General features: G+C 50.4%; 14 protein-coding genes. 7 read left to right on the top strand and 7 right to left on the bottom strand.

Going from position 1 to position 14,212, the window contains the following annotated elements; genetic code table 11:
• Window positions 1-14: 14 nt before the first annotated feature.
• From MXF20_RS15650 to MXF20_RS15625, 6 genes are all read right to left on the bottom strand, one after another.
• Window positions 15-2,537 (bottom strand): fimbria/pilus outer membrane usher protein, encoded by a 2,523-nt coding sequence (locus MXF20_RS15650; protein ID WP_325970193.1) that lies wholly within the window; start codon window positions 2,535-2,537, stop codon window positions 15-17.
• A 2-nt stretch (window positions 2,538-2,539) separates the two neighbouring features.
• Window positions 2,540-3,232, bottom strand: a complete 693-nt coding sequence (locus tag MXF20_RS15645) for a molecular chaperone (RefSeq protein ID WP_325970192.1) — start codon at window positions 3,230-3,232, stop codon at window positions 2,540-2,542.
• 39 nt (window positions 3,233-3,271) lie between these two features.
• A complete protein-coding gene (locus MXF20_RS15640) occupies window positions 3,272-3,826 on the bottom strand; it encodes a fimbrial protein (RefSeq protein ID WP_325970191.1) in 555 nt (184 codons plus the stop codon).
• Between the two features lie 239 nt (window positions 3,827-4,065).
• The gene (locus tag MXF20_RS15635; protein ID WP_325970190.1) at window positions 4,066-4,506 is read right to left on the bottom strand and encodes a hypothetical protein; all 441 of its coding nucleotides are present in this window, start codon (window positions 4,504-4,506) and stop codon (window positions 4,066-4,068) included.
• Between the two features lie 5 nt (window positions 4,507-4,511).
• Window positions 4,512-5,444 carry a winged helix-turn-helix domain-containing protein gene (locus MXF20_RS15630; RefSeq protein WP_325970189.1) on the bottom strand — a complete coding sequence of 311 codons (933 nt, stop codon included), beginning with the start codon at window positions 5,442-5,444 and terminating at the stop codon, window positions 4,512-4,514.
• 803 nt (window positions 5,445-6,247) lie between these two features.
• Window positions 6,248-6,433: a toxin-antitoxin system HicB family antitoxin gene (locus MXF20_RS15625; RefSeq protein ID WP_264441546.1), complete on the bottom strand. Its 186-nt coding sequence runs from the start codon at window positions 6,431-6,433 to the stop codon at window positions 6,248-6,250.
• A gap of 308 nt (window positions 6,434-6,741) precedes the next feature.
• Between MXF20_RS15625 and MXF20_RS15620 the strand changes: the two genes are divergently transcribed.
• The 3 genes from MXF20_RS15620 to MXF20_RS15610 are packed head-to-tail and all read left to right on the top strand — an operon-like array spanning window position 6,742 to window position 8,652.
• A complete protein-coding gene (locus MXF20_RS15620) occupies window positions 6,742-6,936 on the top strand; it encodes a hypothetical protein (protein WP_021509672.1) in 195 nt (64 codons plus the stop codon).
• A complete protein-coding gene (locus tag MXF20_RS15615) occupies window positions 6,926-7,294 on the top strand; it encodes a hypothetical protein (protein WP_159378402.1) in 369 nt (122 codons plus the stop codon). Before MXF20_RS15620 ends, MXF20_RS15615 begins: the two co-directional genes overlap by 11 nt.
• A complete protein-coding gene (locus tag MXF20_RS15610) occupies window positions 7,291-8,652 on the top strand; it encodes a helicase RepA family protein (protein ID WP_325970186.1) in 1,362 nt (453 codons plus the stop codon). The genes MXF20_RS15615 and MXF20_RS15610 overlap by 4 nt, the downstream gene beginning before the upstream one ends.
• Window positions 8,653-9,016: 364 nt before the next feature.
• Here the strand turns inward: MXF20_RS15610 and MXF20_RS15605 are convergent, their stop codons facing one another.
• Entirely contained in the window at window positions 9,017-9,358 is a 342-nt protein-coding gene (locus tag MXF20_RS15605; protein ID WP_325970185.1) for a cupin domain-containing protein, read from the bottom strand.
• A gap of 398 nt (window positions 9,359-9,756) precedes the next feature.
• Here MXF20_RS15605 and MXF20_RS15600 point away from each other — a divergent pair, with 398 nt between their 5' ends.
• The 4 genes from MXF20_RS15600 to MXF20_RS15585 all read left to right on the top strand — a co-directional run bounded on the left by MXF20_RS15600 (window position 9,757) and on the right by MXF20_RS15585 (window position 14,001).
• A complete protein-coding gene (locus MXF20_RS15600) occupies window positions 9,757-11,472 on the top strand; it encodes a recombinase family protein (protein WP_325970183.1) in 1,716 nt (571 codons plus the stop codon).
• Between the two features lie 166 nt (window positions 11,473-11,638).
• The gene (locus MXF20_RS15595) at window positions 11,639-12,379 is read left to right on the top strand and encodes an SDR family oxidoreductase (RefSeq protein WP_136545601.1); all 741 of its coding nucleotides are present in this window, start codon (window positions 11,639-11,641) and stop codon (window positions 12,377-12,379) included.
• 25 nt (window positions 12,380-12,404) lie between these two features.
• Window positions 12,405-13,088 (top strand): O-methyltransferase, encoded by a 684-nt coding sequence (locus tag MXF20_RS15590; RefSeq protein WP_136545602.1) that lies wholly within the window; start codon window positions 12,405-12,407, stop codon window positions 13,086-13,088.
• A 298-nt stretch (window positions 13,089-13,386) separates the two neighbouring features.
• Window positions 13,387-14,001, top strand: a complete 615-nt coding sequence (locus tag MXF20_RS15585) for a histidine phosphatase family protein (protein ID WP_110957526.1) — start codon at window positions 13,387-13,389, stop codon at window positions 13,999-14,001.
• Window positions 14,002-14,212 lie beyond the last annotated feature (211 nt).

Here is a 14,212-nt window from a genome sequence, read left to right as displayed (position 1 = left end):
TAACATCTCTGAGTTTAAAAACGACAAACGGCATCCGCATACGTCATCACCGCATCGGGTTTCGGTTGAGGTATGCTGTAATTCATCAAGCAGGACGATTCCGCATTGTCACCCCAGACGGCTTTCAGCCGACCGTGCGTTTTCACCACACGTAAATAGGCATTGCCACCCTGACCAAACGTACCCACGCGATTGCCCGCTTCGTCCAGCAGATCCGCACCAACCGGCACTGTGTCATTACGATTAGTACGGGTCTTTAGCATCACGGGATAACCGCGCAATGTCCGGAAGGTCACTTTCACCATTGCGCCGGCATAGGGCGCGATACTTTTTTCGCTATCCTGAACCTCAACATTGCCGTCGCTGCTGCTGGCACTTAGCGTAATGGTGTTGTAGTGGTACGGGTTGAGCGAAGGGACCAGCGCATAACCAAAGCGATCGATTTCACTTCTCTGGTTGTTCAGGATGCGTGTCCCCCTGGCTCCTTTCGCCTCGACGAGGGCGAATGTATCGCCCAGATAATTGCCTAACGTCACGCCACCGCTATGGATCACCGCCGCGCCCATCGCATTGACGGACATTTGATTAAACCGTGAAGAGGTCGACGCTGTGCCAGTCACGCTGGCTTCTGAGAAAGTTTTGCCCAGGCTGCCACTGAGGGTCGTATCACGTTGCTGCTGATCGCGATTTATATTCACGCTGTAGCTGGTGCCACTCTCACCGCTCAGCCCGCTGAGCGAGGCCGTGTAGTTACTGCCGTTCTGGCTTCCCCGAATCCCGCTAAGTGCCAGATAGGGTGAGGTGGCATCCGAGCCCAACGGTACAGAGACACTGACCTGCAGTTGGGTATCTTTATAAAAAGTCTCGTCTGCATAGTGGGTCATGACGGCCCTCCGCGGCTCACGGGGGGACGATCTGCGCGAATACTGGCGAGACAGGGAAACATTCAGTGCAATGTTATTGGGCAATACCGTGCCATAGCCGACCTGAAACTGGGTCGTGTGCGAGCGGCTGTCATAATAATTTTGTTTCGAGCCAGAGACATAGATATTGCCCGCCTTTCCCAGCGTCTGATTAAGCGTCATCTGCACTCGGTTACGCTGCATATACTCGCTGGTGATACTGTTGAGACCCGGTGTTTTTGCATTATTCAACGCAATTACGTCATTCAGATCCCGGTATCCCTGTGTGGAATACTGGTAGCCGGCAAACGTCAATGTCGTATTCGTGGGCTGGAAGGTTCGACTGTAACTCAGAGCATAGCGCCATCCCTGAGTCGACTCGCCGCCATTCAGAATGGCGTCAGAGTATGCGCTGTTAAATCCCACCGCGCCCAGGTCTGAGGCCCAGACGCCACCAGCCAGAATGGCATGATAGCGTTCACCCAACCTGACGCCGCCATTAAGCGTGATGGCGTTCGTCAGGCCGTGCTTCATGGTCAGCTCGGTAAATGCGTTGTCTTTGCTGTAATCCCTGACTTTACCGACCGCAAAGTTGTAATCTGTCCGGCCTGGACGCAGTGACTGCGGTAAGACCGCATACGGCACGCTAAAGCGATGCAGACTACCATCAGACTCCTGGACCTCCACGCTCAGATCGCCGCCATAGCTAACCGGGCTCAGGTCATTAATCGTAAACGGCCCCGGCGGCACGGTTGTCTCATATAGCCGCTGTTTGTCCTGCCAGACCGTCACGCGGGCATTGCTGTTCGCCACACCGCGCACCAGCGGCGCATAACCGCGAACAGAATCCGGCAGCATACGTTCATCAGAGTCCAGACTGACACCGTTGAAACTCACAGCAGTAAACAGGTCGCCGTTACTGAAAAGCTCGCCTATGCCCGCCTCACTTCGTAATGACGGCAACGCACGTTGAACCCATGCCCGGGCGCTTTGCCAGCGATTGCCGGTATCATCATGACTAAAGTTTCCCTGTTGACGAAAACGCCACATGCCCGCATTGATGCCACTGTTGATGCCCAGATAGGTGGATTCAAAACGCTGCGCGTTTTTATAATCGGAGTAAAACTGGTTCAGATTGTAATTTGCGAACGCCATGGTCGTGCCCGCTGTCAGGTTTTCGGGCGCGATATAGCCGACGGGCCGGTGAATCAGCATCGCCTGTGGGATGGTAACGTCTACACGCAGGCTACCCGTATTCACACTAACTGACGCGCCCATTAAAAGTGTATCGGGCCTGGCACAGCCTTTCTCGCTGAGCGCAGTCAGATAGTGCGCCTTAACGCCAAACGCGTGATAAAAGGACAGGGGAAGACAAACGGATAGCTGCCCGTCGGCACGTATGATTTCAACTGGCGTGGACTGCTGAAATTTACCATTCAGGTAAAGCTCAATATCATAACGGCCGGCTTGAAACCAGGCATCCTGCGCATTGTCAGGCATCGCAATCTGTCCAGGCATCACTTCGCGCACCAAAGCAGGATCAAAGACATAGTCATCCTGACCCGCATCCGCCTGACTCTCCCGTGAGGGAATGAGACTCAAAGCGAACAATAAGAATAAGGAGGCTTTATTCATTTCTACGATTTTTCGTTCACGTTTATTTTTTCATCGGCGCCAAAATCATTTATCAGGACGGCGTCAAGCGCGTATCCGGAGAGTGATGAGCGGCTTTGCAACGTGATGCGCTGCTCACTAAATGGTGCCAGCGTGACAGCATCGTTCCAGGGAAGGGTGCTATTCCCTTTAAACAACGTAAACGCGCGAATATTGGCGTAAAAAGGTGAGGCATTTCTGAAGACAATTTCCCGTCCCTGAAAGTGGTATGACAGCGCGTTTTTCAGTTTATCCATGGAGAAGTTGAGGCCCGTTGGGCGAACGATAACCTTTACTCTGTTTTTAATTATCAAATAGAGTTTGTTCTTATCTTCCAGCCCTTTTTTTAACGACGGGATCTCGGTGTAGTCCATATAAAAGAGTGACTCTCGATCCTGAGGGAGATTATTATTGGTCACGTTGAGTTTCACGGTTTGACCCGCTTCAGGGGCGATCCTGAAAATTTGCGGCAACGCCACAAATGGAGGGATAGAGTGATTATTGAAATCGATCGCCTGAATCTGAACCAGTGTTGGATGGTCTCCAGCATTAGTAAATTGAAGTGTTTTCTCGTTTTTCGTGCCGTCTACAATGACGCGCGTGCCATTCAACACGACGCTTGCCTGACAAAACGTGGCAGAACACGTCACGAATAGAAAAAAAAGAGGCTTAAACACAGGTTTCTCCTGCCCCCCTAAAATAAGGGGGGCTGAAAATTATGGATAGCTGACAGAATATTGAACGCTGCTTAAAACCGTACCGGCGCCCGCGTTTCCTGAGTCGCTGTAATATTCAACGGAGAAATCCTGCGATGCGCTGGTGCTTCCGCTGGCCAGTTTCATACCTGTTACTGTCGCAGAGCCGCCTGATAAACTGATCGCTTTGTCACCGCTGTCCAGCAAACGTAGTGTGACATTTTTGGCGGTCCCGGTATTCAGTAAATCGCCAGTTGAAGAGATGTTGTTACCAACCAGATTGATATTAATTGCCTGCGTTGATCCGGATGTCGGTGCGACACAACCGGTTAAATTAATCGTAAAAGGGGTTTTTCCGGCAGTTGATTTCGCCGTACTCAGCGCCGCCGTTGAAACCGTAGGCAGAAGGATGATCGGACTGCCTGTTGCATCATTAACATTTACGTTACAGGTTTGCGCATTCACTTCGCCCTGAAAGCGAATTGTATTTTGTGATGCTGCAAACGTATTAAAAGTAATGACGCTCGCACTGCACAAAGCAAGTGTCATAAAAAGTGATAAAGAACTGGCTTTCATTGATTCCCTCTTATGAATCTGGTTAATAAACATGCTCATTGGCGGCGGGAATTATAGGGGTAAGAGGAAGGAACCATGTGTGAAGTGTTCTGACCTTATCTGAATAAGGGGCTTTCAAGTAAAAAATTATTTTATTTCAATGGGATGAGGTTTTCCCTTTTTTGCAGCGAAAGAGCATTCCTGAGATAACGGCAGGTCAGGAGTGCCATGCTATGGCGGCATTTGTTGCTTTTGAATAATTATTTTTCACAAAGATAGAGGGGGACCGGGCCTGAATAAAAAACCCACGTACTAATGCCGGTTTTTTTAATAATAAATGGAAGTGTTGCCCCTACATCAATGAAAAAGTCGGGCAACCACTTTTTTTGTACGTACTGAGACATTTGATTATCCGGTGAGGACTCTATAAATATTGATTTTGCTAAATATAAATCCCCCTCACGATGGTAAGTAAAGCGGATAATTTTACTCAGGCTAATCATATTATGCTCGGAATCAACCAGACGTCCTGTCAGGGAGATTACACCCTGACCATCATGCATATCGTGAGAGGCGATTGCTGAAAAAGTATCGCTGCTTCTGATGTAATTAATATTCGCAATGCAATGGATCGAATCCTGTCGGAAAATAAACTCACCAATGCATGTTGCTGTCATTATCATTACTGCTAGTAAAAACATTAACCTCACCACTTTCTCCTTATGTAATAATACGAAATGCAGTCCGGGGAACCTAAAAGAGAGAGGGGGGTCTTACACTGTAAGACTGAAATGCGCTCACCATTAGTAAAAGCTGTGATGAAAACATTTCGCCGCTCACTACATTCCGTATGAATACCTTTAGCAACACGCACGATCAGGCTGTTGTCCGCTTTTTTACTACCATATATTTCGCATCCATTCATATCAAATCGTTTAACAAAATCCATTTTTTGGCGATAAAGTGAAAAGGTCATAATAGAAAAGCCGCAAACCAGAACTGTCATCATTGCCAATCCTGTGTTAAAAAAATGGCGCAGAGAAATCGTATGGCGCTTAACACCTTTTTTGAGAGTCAATACAGGAGGCTCAAGATTACCGCTGGTGATTTTAGATTCTTTTTCAGAATGCTGCTTGTTACTAATCAGGGTGTCTGTAATCTCATCAGTGTTATGAGTTTCTGGATCCTTATTCTTTTTTGAAAGCACGTTTTTATTGGCGGGATCTATGGCGAAACTGCATTTTTCGTTTTTCTGTTCGCCTTCTCCAGTCGCTCTTTCTTCATCCGTAATCAAATCTTCAGGTGTAATTGCAGACTCTTCAATGAGAATGGCATTGGAAAGCATAAAACCGCGGCGTGGAATTGTCCTGATTACATCCTGACAAATGTCGCATGCCAGCAGAGCTTTTCTGATTAGAGAAATACTTTGATATAACGCATTGGCGCTGACCTCCATCCCAAACCGACGCCAGGCGTACTGATAAAACGCTTCATGATCGACAATTTCACCCTGCCGCGCGATCAATAATTCAAAACAATATGAGGCTGAAGAGTGCAGCTTTAGATTTGTGTTGTGACTTTTAATTTCCCTTTTCCCAGGATAAAAAACCACACCATTACCAATAATAATTTTTTTCATCTTGTCGCATCCGGTTGTATCGATGTTTTTATTTTATAAGAACCTTCTTAAGGTGGACCATTAAATATTGTTGAACTTACACTGAGCATAAACATAAAGAAGAAATGAGATAATTTCAGTTCTTAAATGACTTTTTAATAATGTGAACTTTTCCGTATTCTGTTTCAGAACATCATACTCCTGAACATTTCGGGATATGACGTAGCAAACTAAGTTCAAATTCCCACGTCTGAAAGGACAGGTCAGTGAAGAGACGTAGGCACGCTGGATTAAAGAGGAGAATCCGGGGCCGGCTTCCAAAGCCCGCCCGTATCCGTCTTTTCGGCTGGTCATAACTTATAGCGCGTTATGATCCCCTATAACGCCTGCGGGTTAGTATGCGTGGCCTGAGCCAGGCCATTTTTTTGCCATCTCCTCCATCTCGTGTTCCAGCTCTGTAAGCCAGTCATTATCCTGTTCAACGTGCTGCATGTCTGTTCTGTTACTGTTATGGGTGCGTGCGGGTTTTCCAGGTAATTCACCGTCTTTCTCATCACACTTCATCTGTGCTCCCCTCTCTTTAAAAGGATTTTCGGCAGAGAAAGAAATGTGTGCAGTGAATATACAAATCTTTTCGCATAACCCGACATTACGGCTGGCGGAACCTTACCTGTTCAGTCAGGTTTAGATGCAATTCTGACGTCTGCACGCCTTACTCAGACCGCGTGAATGTATCTGAGCTGTCTCAGCTAACGTTGAGATGATCCGGGATAAGTTTGTTATGGCTTCGGGATATACGCACTTGCTGGTGTTTTCTGTCAGGGTCAGCCTTTGGGCTCAATGCCCTGTCGCTTCAATTCTTTCCTTGCCAGTTCTTTAAACCAGTTCCCCAGGCTTGTTCCATCTTTTGCAGCGGCAGCCTCAAGCTGTTCTTTTAGTTCCGGATTAATTCGCATATGGAATGGAGGTGACTTTCCGTTACCTCTGGACTGGCTATCTCGTGTTGACATGTGCACACCTATGAATGTAGGTTCTCTTTTAGGTGTACACACTAACATGTGTGCACCTATTGAGACAACGCCCCGGACTGTTGGAGCAGTACCGAGGCGTCTGACCAAACCGTTAATAGGAGTAACAGTTATGGCTGTGAACAAGCATACCCAAACTCGTCCCAGATATCAGCACCGCTTCCTGGCCGTTTCGCGTCAGGACCGGTCTGTGCCCCCGTTCCGTCTCTGCACCGGTGCCGGCTCAGAGCAGAATATCCGCTGCCTTACCCTCTCCCCCGCGGACCCGCTGCCCGTTCAGGAGGCCCGAAATGCGTGAGCCCATGGATTTAGATCAGGCTGAATTCCAGGCCGAGATGGCCACCTCGCTGTTTGAGGTGATTATGGACAAGGCCTGTCAGGAGTGCTCGCCCCAGCTGCGTCACCTTATCAGCCTGGCCTGTGACATCAACTTTGAGATCTACCGCGCGCTCAGGGCTGACGGAGGAAAGCACCATGATCAGTAACGTGAAGTTTAACGAGCTGGCCAGCCGGGTGGAGGCGCTCACTGCGCGCGTCGGGGACCTGGAGGCCAGCCTGAACGCGCTGGTGGATTCACAGGGCGGCACCATTCCGCCCGGCATGGCGCCGGTCAGCACGCTGGCGGCGGAGTTTGGCATCTCGACCAAAAAGGCGGAGGAGCTGGCAAAAAACGCCGGCGTGATGCTGGTGCGGCACAGGGCCGGAGGTTACCTGGTGCCGGACGAGAAATTCCGTGAAGCGGCCCGTCTGGTGCTGCGTGCGGCCAAACGGAAGTACGGCTCGGCGTACTGGTACCACCCGCTGATTGGCAAATTCCAGATGAGCGGAGGCCTGCCGAAATGAGCCATCCCCTGCGGCTCACTGAGCCGCTTTCCGACGCGCTCTTTGCCTGCGTCTATCTGTGGGCGCACGGACGCCCCTGCTGCCGCTCTGAGCTGGAAAAGGCCGCCCGCCAGCATCACGACCCGGCAACCCGCTGCGGCAGGCTGGTGGTGCGCCTGATGCAGCTGCACGGCATGACCTACGAAGACCTGTGCGACGCCGGTTACCTGGGCACGGACGCTGAGCAGGTGAAGGCGCTCCGCCGCTCGGTCGTGGCGGAAATCCTCGGCACGGAGGCGCTGAATGCCTGCCTGCGCGACACCGGGCGCATTCAGCGCGTCTTTCCTGCGGCAGACGCGACGAGGACCCGGCTGCCGCTGTCGCGCGGCTCTGAGGGCTTCGACGCCCGGCAGGACTATGTGATGAAGCACGTCCTGCCCGCGCAGGCGCTGTGCAGCATCTACGGCCCCAGCGGCTCGTTCAAAAGCTTTCTCGCCGTCTCCTGGGCCTGCCATATTTCGGCGGGCCTCCCCTGGGCAGGCCACAGGGTTAACCGCGGCGCGGTGCTGTATATCGTGGGTGAGGGGGGCATCGGCGTGCCGCGCCGCATCCGCGCCTGGGAGCAGGTTTATCAGCAGCGCGTGGAAAACGTCTGGCTGGTAAACCGCCCCGTCTTTCCGGTGCGTCAGTCAGAGGTGCAGGAGGTCATCCTGGCGGCGGGGCAGATTGCGTCAGAGGGCGGTCTGCCGGTGCGGCTGATTGTCATCGATACCCTGGCGCGCTGCTTTGGCGGCAACGATGAGAACGACGCCCGCGATATGGGGGCGTTCATTGAGGGCTGTGACGATATCAAGCGGAAGACCGGCGCCACGGTGCTGGTGGTTCACCACTCAGGGAAAGACGAGGCCAGAGGGGCGCGGGGCTCCAGCGCGTTCCGCGCGGCGCTGGACGCTGAGTTTCAGGTGAAGCGCGAGGATGAGAACATCGCCCTGATACTTTCCTGTACCAAAATGAAGGACGCGGAGGAGCCGAAGCGCCGGGCGTACGACCTGCAGCCGGTCAGGCTGTTCACGGACGAAGAGGGAGAGGAAATCCATTCGCTGGCCGTGCAGGATGTTGCCCGTGAGGCTGATGAGCGCGAACCAGAACTGGCCGGCGTGCCGAATATTACGGGAAATCATATGGCACTCTGGCAGGCTATTCGCAGTCGTATTGCCAGCAAGGAGGCATGTACAAAAATGATTGTACGCGACGACCTTAAAGCAATGGGGATTAATACCAAACACTTTACCCGCTGGCTGCAGAAGCTGACTGATGATGATCTGATTATCCAGAACGGTGATCACCTTACGCTCCATTCACATCATAAAAGTGGGTAAAAAAATGGGGAGGCGGTGGGGAAGGTGGGGAGCGTGCCCCCGGATTCCCCACTTTTTCCCTGTATATATGCGGAAAGTGGGGAGAACCCCTGAAACCCGCATCAATACTGGGCTGAGCAGGTTTTTGAAAAAAACAGGTGGGGAGCAAGTGGGGAACTGAAAAAGTGGGTAGCAAGTGGGGAGAGGCAAGAGAGGTTTAAATGGTCGTGCTTATACACTGCTGACCTGACATTAAGGCTCACTAAGGAAAGCTCGGGCAGAATATCCGCTTTGTGCCAGAAGTGGACGTTGCCAATACTCAGGTACGTTAGCGTCACCTACGTTATGACAAGCCGTAGCCATTTTTCGTGAGTTCGCAGCAGGATTAAAGAAGGTCAGTGCGATCCCCTCGTGTCGTGGGATGAGAAATCACAATAAATTCCACGGGAGACTCCGTGTCGTTTCTGGCTTGATGTTTTGCCCCCGGGGGAATCTCTAATCCTTGCAGGGGCTTAATATCGTGCATTTCACCCTCTAACTCCATAGATAAAACACCATTGAGGACAAAGATAAACTGTCTTGAGATGGCGTGCCAGTGTCGGTTTTCAGCAGTACCCGACGGCATTTTTTCATGAATGACCAACATGTCTTGTCGGTTTACCAGATACCAACCGTCGCAATCCTCGCCCCAGACATAATGCTCTGCATTTTCTTTTGAAATCTTCATACCTCTCCTGTTTATGCGACTTTTCCAATAATTTAATAAAGTTTTACTCGGGTATCACATTGATTGTAAATATCTTTTTTATGATTTAGTGCATTAGTACGCTGAGTTGCCTGTTTCAATATACAGGATAGCCATGGATTAATGGGCTCAGGAGTTTATAGACAGGATCGTGAGGTCCGCTCCTCGCTCAAAGCAGACACTGGCCCATATCATTCCTTTTATTAATATAATGCCATTCAATTTTTTCGCAGCGGTTAAGCACCAGGCCGGCATTAAGTTATCCCGTTTGGGGTAATTCGACTGTAGATAGCAAGCGTTGACTCATGACTAATGGAATATGCAGCGGCTGAAACCACCTCGCCATCGACTTGACTGACATGTTAGAAACCCGTTTATAAATGTCGACGACCGCCTTCGTGAACCAGCTTTGTTTAAGCCGTGCAAGAGAGAGAAGTCCCGTCCTCGCCTGCAAGGCCATCCTTAACGATAAAAACGCCAGACTATTAAAACTGATGATGTGCCTGCCTTCACATAACCTGAGCGACACAAGTGTCATGCTGTCACGATATGAAGGAGATCATCATGATAAAGAAGCCATAGCTTATGTGAGATTTTCAAATGCTTCCCAGCAGTACGGTGACTCCCTGCGGCGTCAGAACGCACTCATTTCTGAGTGGTTGTCCCAGCATCCGGATTATGAGCTCGATGACACAACCTACCAGGATCTGGGGCTCAGTGCTTACAGCGGTATGAACGCCACCCGCGGCGCGCTTTACGACTTTCTGGACGCTGTAGAGCACGGCTACATTGCTGCAGGAACCGTTCTTCTGGTAGAGAGCCTGGACAGGCTTTCACGTGAAAAAATCAGCGATGCCACCGAGCGGCTGAAGAGCATCCTGCGGTCCGGCGTCGAAGTAGTCACGCTGTGCGATCATACCCACTACAGCATCGACTCGCTTGATGACCCCTATGTCCTTATTAAAGCTATCCTCATCGCACAACGTGCGAATGAAGAGAGCGAGACGAAGTCACGACGCATGCGTGCCGCCTGGCAGAAAAAACGGGAAGATGCGGCGGCAACCGGAAAGCTCATTACGCGCAGCTGCCCGCGCTGGCTGACTGTTTCGCCTGACGGTGAGAAGTTTGAGGTGATTGAAGAACATGCCAGAACCATTAATGTGATATTCAGGCTCAGGCTTAAAGGCTCCTCACTCAATGGCATCACGAAAACGCTCAATGAACGCGGCGTTCCAACCTTGACGGGGGAAATCGGGCGATGGAATCCCAGCACCATTGAAAGTCTGCTTGGCAATAAGGCCCTGACAGGCACGTTTACTCCGTCTTATCAGACGATGGCAAAAGGAGTAAGCGAAATCAGCGGGTATTTTCCTCAGGTGGTTCCGGACAAACTCTTCCACGACGTGCAGGGCGTCCGTCTCGCCCGATTCGGTAACCCTGGCGTCAGCGACAATCCTTACCTCATTAATATTTTCAGATCGCTGATGTACTGCGGAACGTGCGGGCACTCCATCATTTTGACCAGCGTCGACAAAAAGGGCCGGGGCTATTACGCCTGTCCAATGAGGCGCCTGAAACGCTGCAACGAACCGGCCATACGCCGTGATCACGTTGATGCTGCCCTAGTGGACGTCCTGCTGTGCAGCATGGATATGCTGCAGGCAAACGGAACCGTCGTGGGCACCGCCAGTCGGCTAGAAAACCGTCTGGTCGAACTCAACTTTAGCATCAACCGGCTTATCGCCGCGCTCCAGATTGCTCCGGACGTTCCGGAGCTGGCAATGAAAGTGCGGGAACTGAGCAAAGAGCTACGGGCGGGTGAACTGAAGTTGCGCGCCCTCAGAAGCAGAGGTGTAGCAGGTTCCAAAGATTGGATCGCCGCATTGAACCTCGCCGACAGGCGCAACCGTGAACGATGCCGTGACTACGCCGCCCGACACATAGATAAGCTGTTTCTGCATACAGCAGAAGGGCGTTGCGACGTGCACCTTCTTAATGGGATCAAGCTAATCAACTTCCCGCTAAAGAAAAAACTTCCCGTTTCATCCTTCATCAGCAGTCTTGCCTACATGTGCGGAGACACGCTGATATTCTGATCCGCCCCCCTCTACGGACTGGCAAGTATCGGTCCGCTTTGTGCCAAAAGCAGACATTCAAGCAGCTATCAGCTGTGCCAATCTTTGCGTGATGAAACTGATGACAAATCATGTTTTATTTACGTAAGGTAAATGCAGGTTTCACCACCAGAGAAAGGGAGTGAGCGTGGGCAGATTTAAGGGCAAGCGGATACTAATTACTGGAGGCACGAGTGGCATGGGGCTGGCAGGCGCTCAGCGTATTGTCGCGGAAGGTGGCCATGTAGCCCTTACCGGTCTTAATGAAGAAAGACTGGAGCGTGCACGCAGTCTGCTTCCTGCAGCTTCGCTTATTCTGAAAAGCGATGCTGCAAGCGAAGCTGATATACACGGGCTTGGTGAGGCTATTAACGACTGGGGTTCACTTGATGGATTATGGCTAAATGGCGGTTATGCTGAAGTAGGCTCCCCGGAATCTGTAACGGCAGATTCTTTCAATCGTATGATGAACGTTAATGTGCGAGGCCCAATGCTACAGCTGGCAGCCCTGTCCGAATCGCTCAATTCAGGCGCGTCCATTTTGGTAACTTCTTCCTCCTCTGTCTATGAAGGTGCGGCGATGACAAGTCTGTATGCAGCGACTAAAGGTGCCATTATCGCTATGGTCAAAAGCTGGGCATCAGCGCTGGCTGAACGCGGTATCCGCGCTAACACATTGGTGCCGGGTCCGATTGAAACCAACTTCAGGCACTTTATGCCAGAAGAGTCACGTCAGCAGTTTGAAGATTTTGTGGTAAGCCAGGTTCCTTTAGGCCGAACCGGAACAGCAGAAGAGGCCGCTGCAGTTGCACTTTTCCTGCTGTCCGATGACGCATCCTATGTTACCGGCAGCCAGTATGCTGTAGATGGCGGGCTGGCTCATTACTGAAGTTTTTTAAGGAGAGTAAATTCATATGCGTATTCCGGATTACCCTTCACAAGATTCCGATAAATGGGCCCAGGTAGATGCATGGTTTTCTGAAAAGCTAGCCCCTGAAGATTCAGATTTAAAATACGCTCTCGCTAATAACTCAGCTCAAGGTTTGCCGACACATGACGTATCCTCTTTGCAGGGAAAAATGCTGGCTATTTTCATGCAAATGTCACGTGCCGTTCGTGTTCTTGAAATAGGCACGCTTGGGGGGTATAGCACCATATGGATGGCCAAAGCTCTTCCACCCCATGGAAGCATAACGACAATTGAATTCAACGAGCATCATGCAGAAGTGGCCAGCCAGAACATCAATAAAGCGGGGCTGGCTGAACGCGTCACGTTGCACAGGGGAGTTGCGCTTGAGGTCTTACCCACGCTTGATGCGCCTTTTGACCTGATTTTTATCGATGCCGATAAAGTGAATAACCCCCACTACCTTGAATGGGCTATCAGATTGTCGAAACCAGGCACTGTTATCGTAGGAGATAACACCGTGCGCGGTGGCAATGTCATCGAATCTGGTAGTGAAGATCCGAACGTTATAGGCCTGCGAAAATTTGTCGAAATGCTTTCTGAGGATGAGCGCCTTGAAGCGACGGCAGTTCAGACTGTGGGGGAAAAGGGATGGGATGGTTTCGTTCTGGCTATCGTTAAAACCCAATGATGCTATTTATCATTCAGTAAAACGCACTTATCTCCAGTGTTTATTCACAATTTATGAATGAAAGACACAAAACATTCATTTCCTCACAAAGCGAACATTGTTTATTGCACATGTCCGCTTTGTGCCAGGAGCGGAAATTATCTACGCTCAATGCATCCTTCGTGAGACAGGCCATTCCGGTTTGCATTCAGCTAAACTTTTTCCTGTTTTTCGTCCGGAACATAAAGCATTCCGCTGCAGCTGGCTGGTATGTTTGAATCGGGACATTTAAATCAAAAACATGCATGGTCCACTAACAATGAAAGTGATTCTTGTTCGGCACGCAGAAACAGAGTGGAATGAGAGCGGTTTTATTCAGGGGCATAGCGATAGTGCGTTGACCCTCCGGGGGGAGCGCCAAACCTCAGCCTTAGTGGCAGCATTTGACGCGAATAATTACCAGGTTGAACGTGTTTACGCTTCTCCACTTGGTCGTACCTGGCAAATGGGACAGAGCCTGTCTGAGTGCTTTAGTTGCTCACTGGTAGCTGAAACAGCCCTTAAAGAACAAGCATTTGGTCAGTTTGAAGGCATGTCAACGGCACAACTCCTTCAACACCATCCGAAAGATGCAAATGCGTTATTCAAATTTGATGCAGAGTATTGTCCGCCAGAGGGAGAGTCACTGGCACAGGCAACTCAACGAGTAATAAGTTTCTTACAAAATCTCCAAGGCACCAAAGAACATCAGTGCGTATGTATCGTGTCGCATGGGCATGTAAGTCAGGGAGTGCTGGCAATACTTAAAGAAGGGACTATCGATAACTTTACCCGGTACGCTCATCCCAATGCGAGTTACTCCGTTTTCGATTTTTTGGATGGAAAATGCACTGCGCTCAGATGGGGAATTGCCACACATCTACTTGAGCGTTAGGTTCTGGTGGTCGTTTGAGACAGGCGATATTATCTTAAACACAATATCCGCTTCTCGCTCATAGCGGACAGTGTATCAGTCCGCTTTGTGCCAGAGGCGGACATTAGTAACTGGTAAACGCTGTTGTTAGACTTTCCCGGTCAGAGTAGATAGGACCCGTCTGATTTAGATTTCGAATAAAATTTATCTGTTTTAATTTTTTGCAAAACTG

Origin of the sequence: Pantoea dispersa (genome assembly GCF_035783935.1) — a bacterium.
Taxonomy (GTDB): Bacteria; Pseudomonadota; Gammaproteobacteria; order Enterobacterales; family Enterobacteriaceae; genus Pantoea; species Pantoea dispersa_C.
The sequence above is the reverse complement of the archived record's forward strand: the minus strand, read 5'-3'. Positions and strand labels throughout refer to the sequence as shown.

What these genes read in the sequence shown, in the direction of transcription:
- MXF20_RS15650 (WP_325970193.1), bottom strand. Translation starts at nt 2,537, where the DNA reads ATGAATAAAGCCTCCTTATTCTTATTGTTCGCTTTGAGTCTCATTCCC.
- MXF20_RS15640 (WP_325970191.1), bottom strand. Translation starts at nt 3,826, where the DNA reads ATGAAAGCCAGTTCTTTATCACTTTTTATGACACTTGCTTTGTGCAGT.
- MXF20_RS15635 (WP_325970190.1), bottom strand. Translation starts at nt 4,506, where the DNA reads ATGTTTTTACTAGCAGTAATGATAATGACAGCAACATGCATTGGTGAG.
- MXF20_RS15630 (WP_325970189.1), bottom strand. Translation starts at nt 5,444, where the DNA reads ATGAAAAAAATTATTATTGGTAATGGTGTGGTTTTTTATCCTGGGAAA.
- MXF20_RS15625 (WP_264441546.1), bottom strand. Translation starts at nt 6,433, where the DNA reads ATGTCAACACGAGATAGCCAGTCCAGAGGTAACGGAAAGTCACCTCCA.
- MXF20_RS15620 (WP_021509672.1), top strand. Translation starts at nt 6,742, where the DNA reads ATGCGTGAGCCCATGGATTTAGATCAGGCTGAATTCCAGGCCGAGATG.
- MXF20_RS15615 (WP_159378402.1), top strand. Translation starts at nt 6,926, where the DNA reads ATGATCAGTAACGTGAAGTTTAACGAGCTGGCCAGCCGGGTGGAGGCG.
- MXF20_RS15610 (WP_325970186.1), top strand. Translation starts at nt 7,291, where the DNA reads ATGAGCCATCCCCTGCGGCTCACTGAGCCGCTTTCCGACGCGCTCTTT.
- MXF20_RS15605 (WP_325970185.1), bottom strand. Translation starts at nt 9,358, where the DNA reads ATGAAGATTTCAAAAGAAAATGCAGAGCATTATGTCTGGGGCGAGGAT.
- MXF20_RS15600 (WP_325970183.1), top strand. Translation starts at nt 9,757, where the DNA reads ATGTCGACGACCGCCTTCGTGAACCAGCTTTGTTTAAGCCGTGCAAGA.
- MXF20_RS15590 (WP_136545602.1), top strand. Translation starts at nt 12,405, where the DNA reads ATGCGTATTCCGGATTACCCTTCACAAGATTCCGATAAATGGGCCCAG.
- MXF20_RS15585 (WP_110957526.1), top strand. Translation starts at nt 13,387, where the DNA reads ATGAAAGTGATTCTTGTTCGGCACGCAGAAACAGAGTGGAATGAGAGC.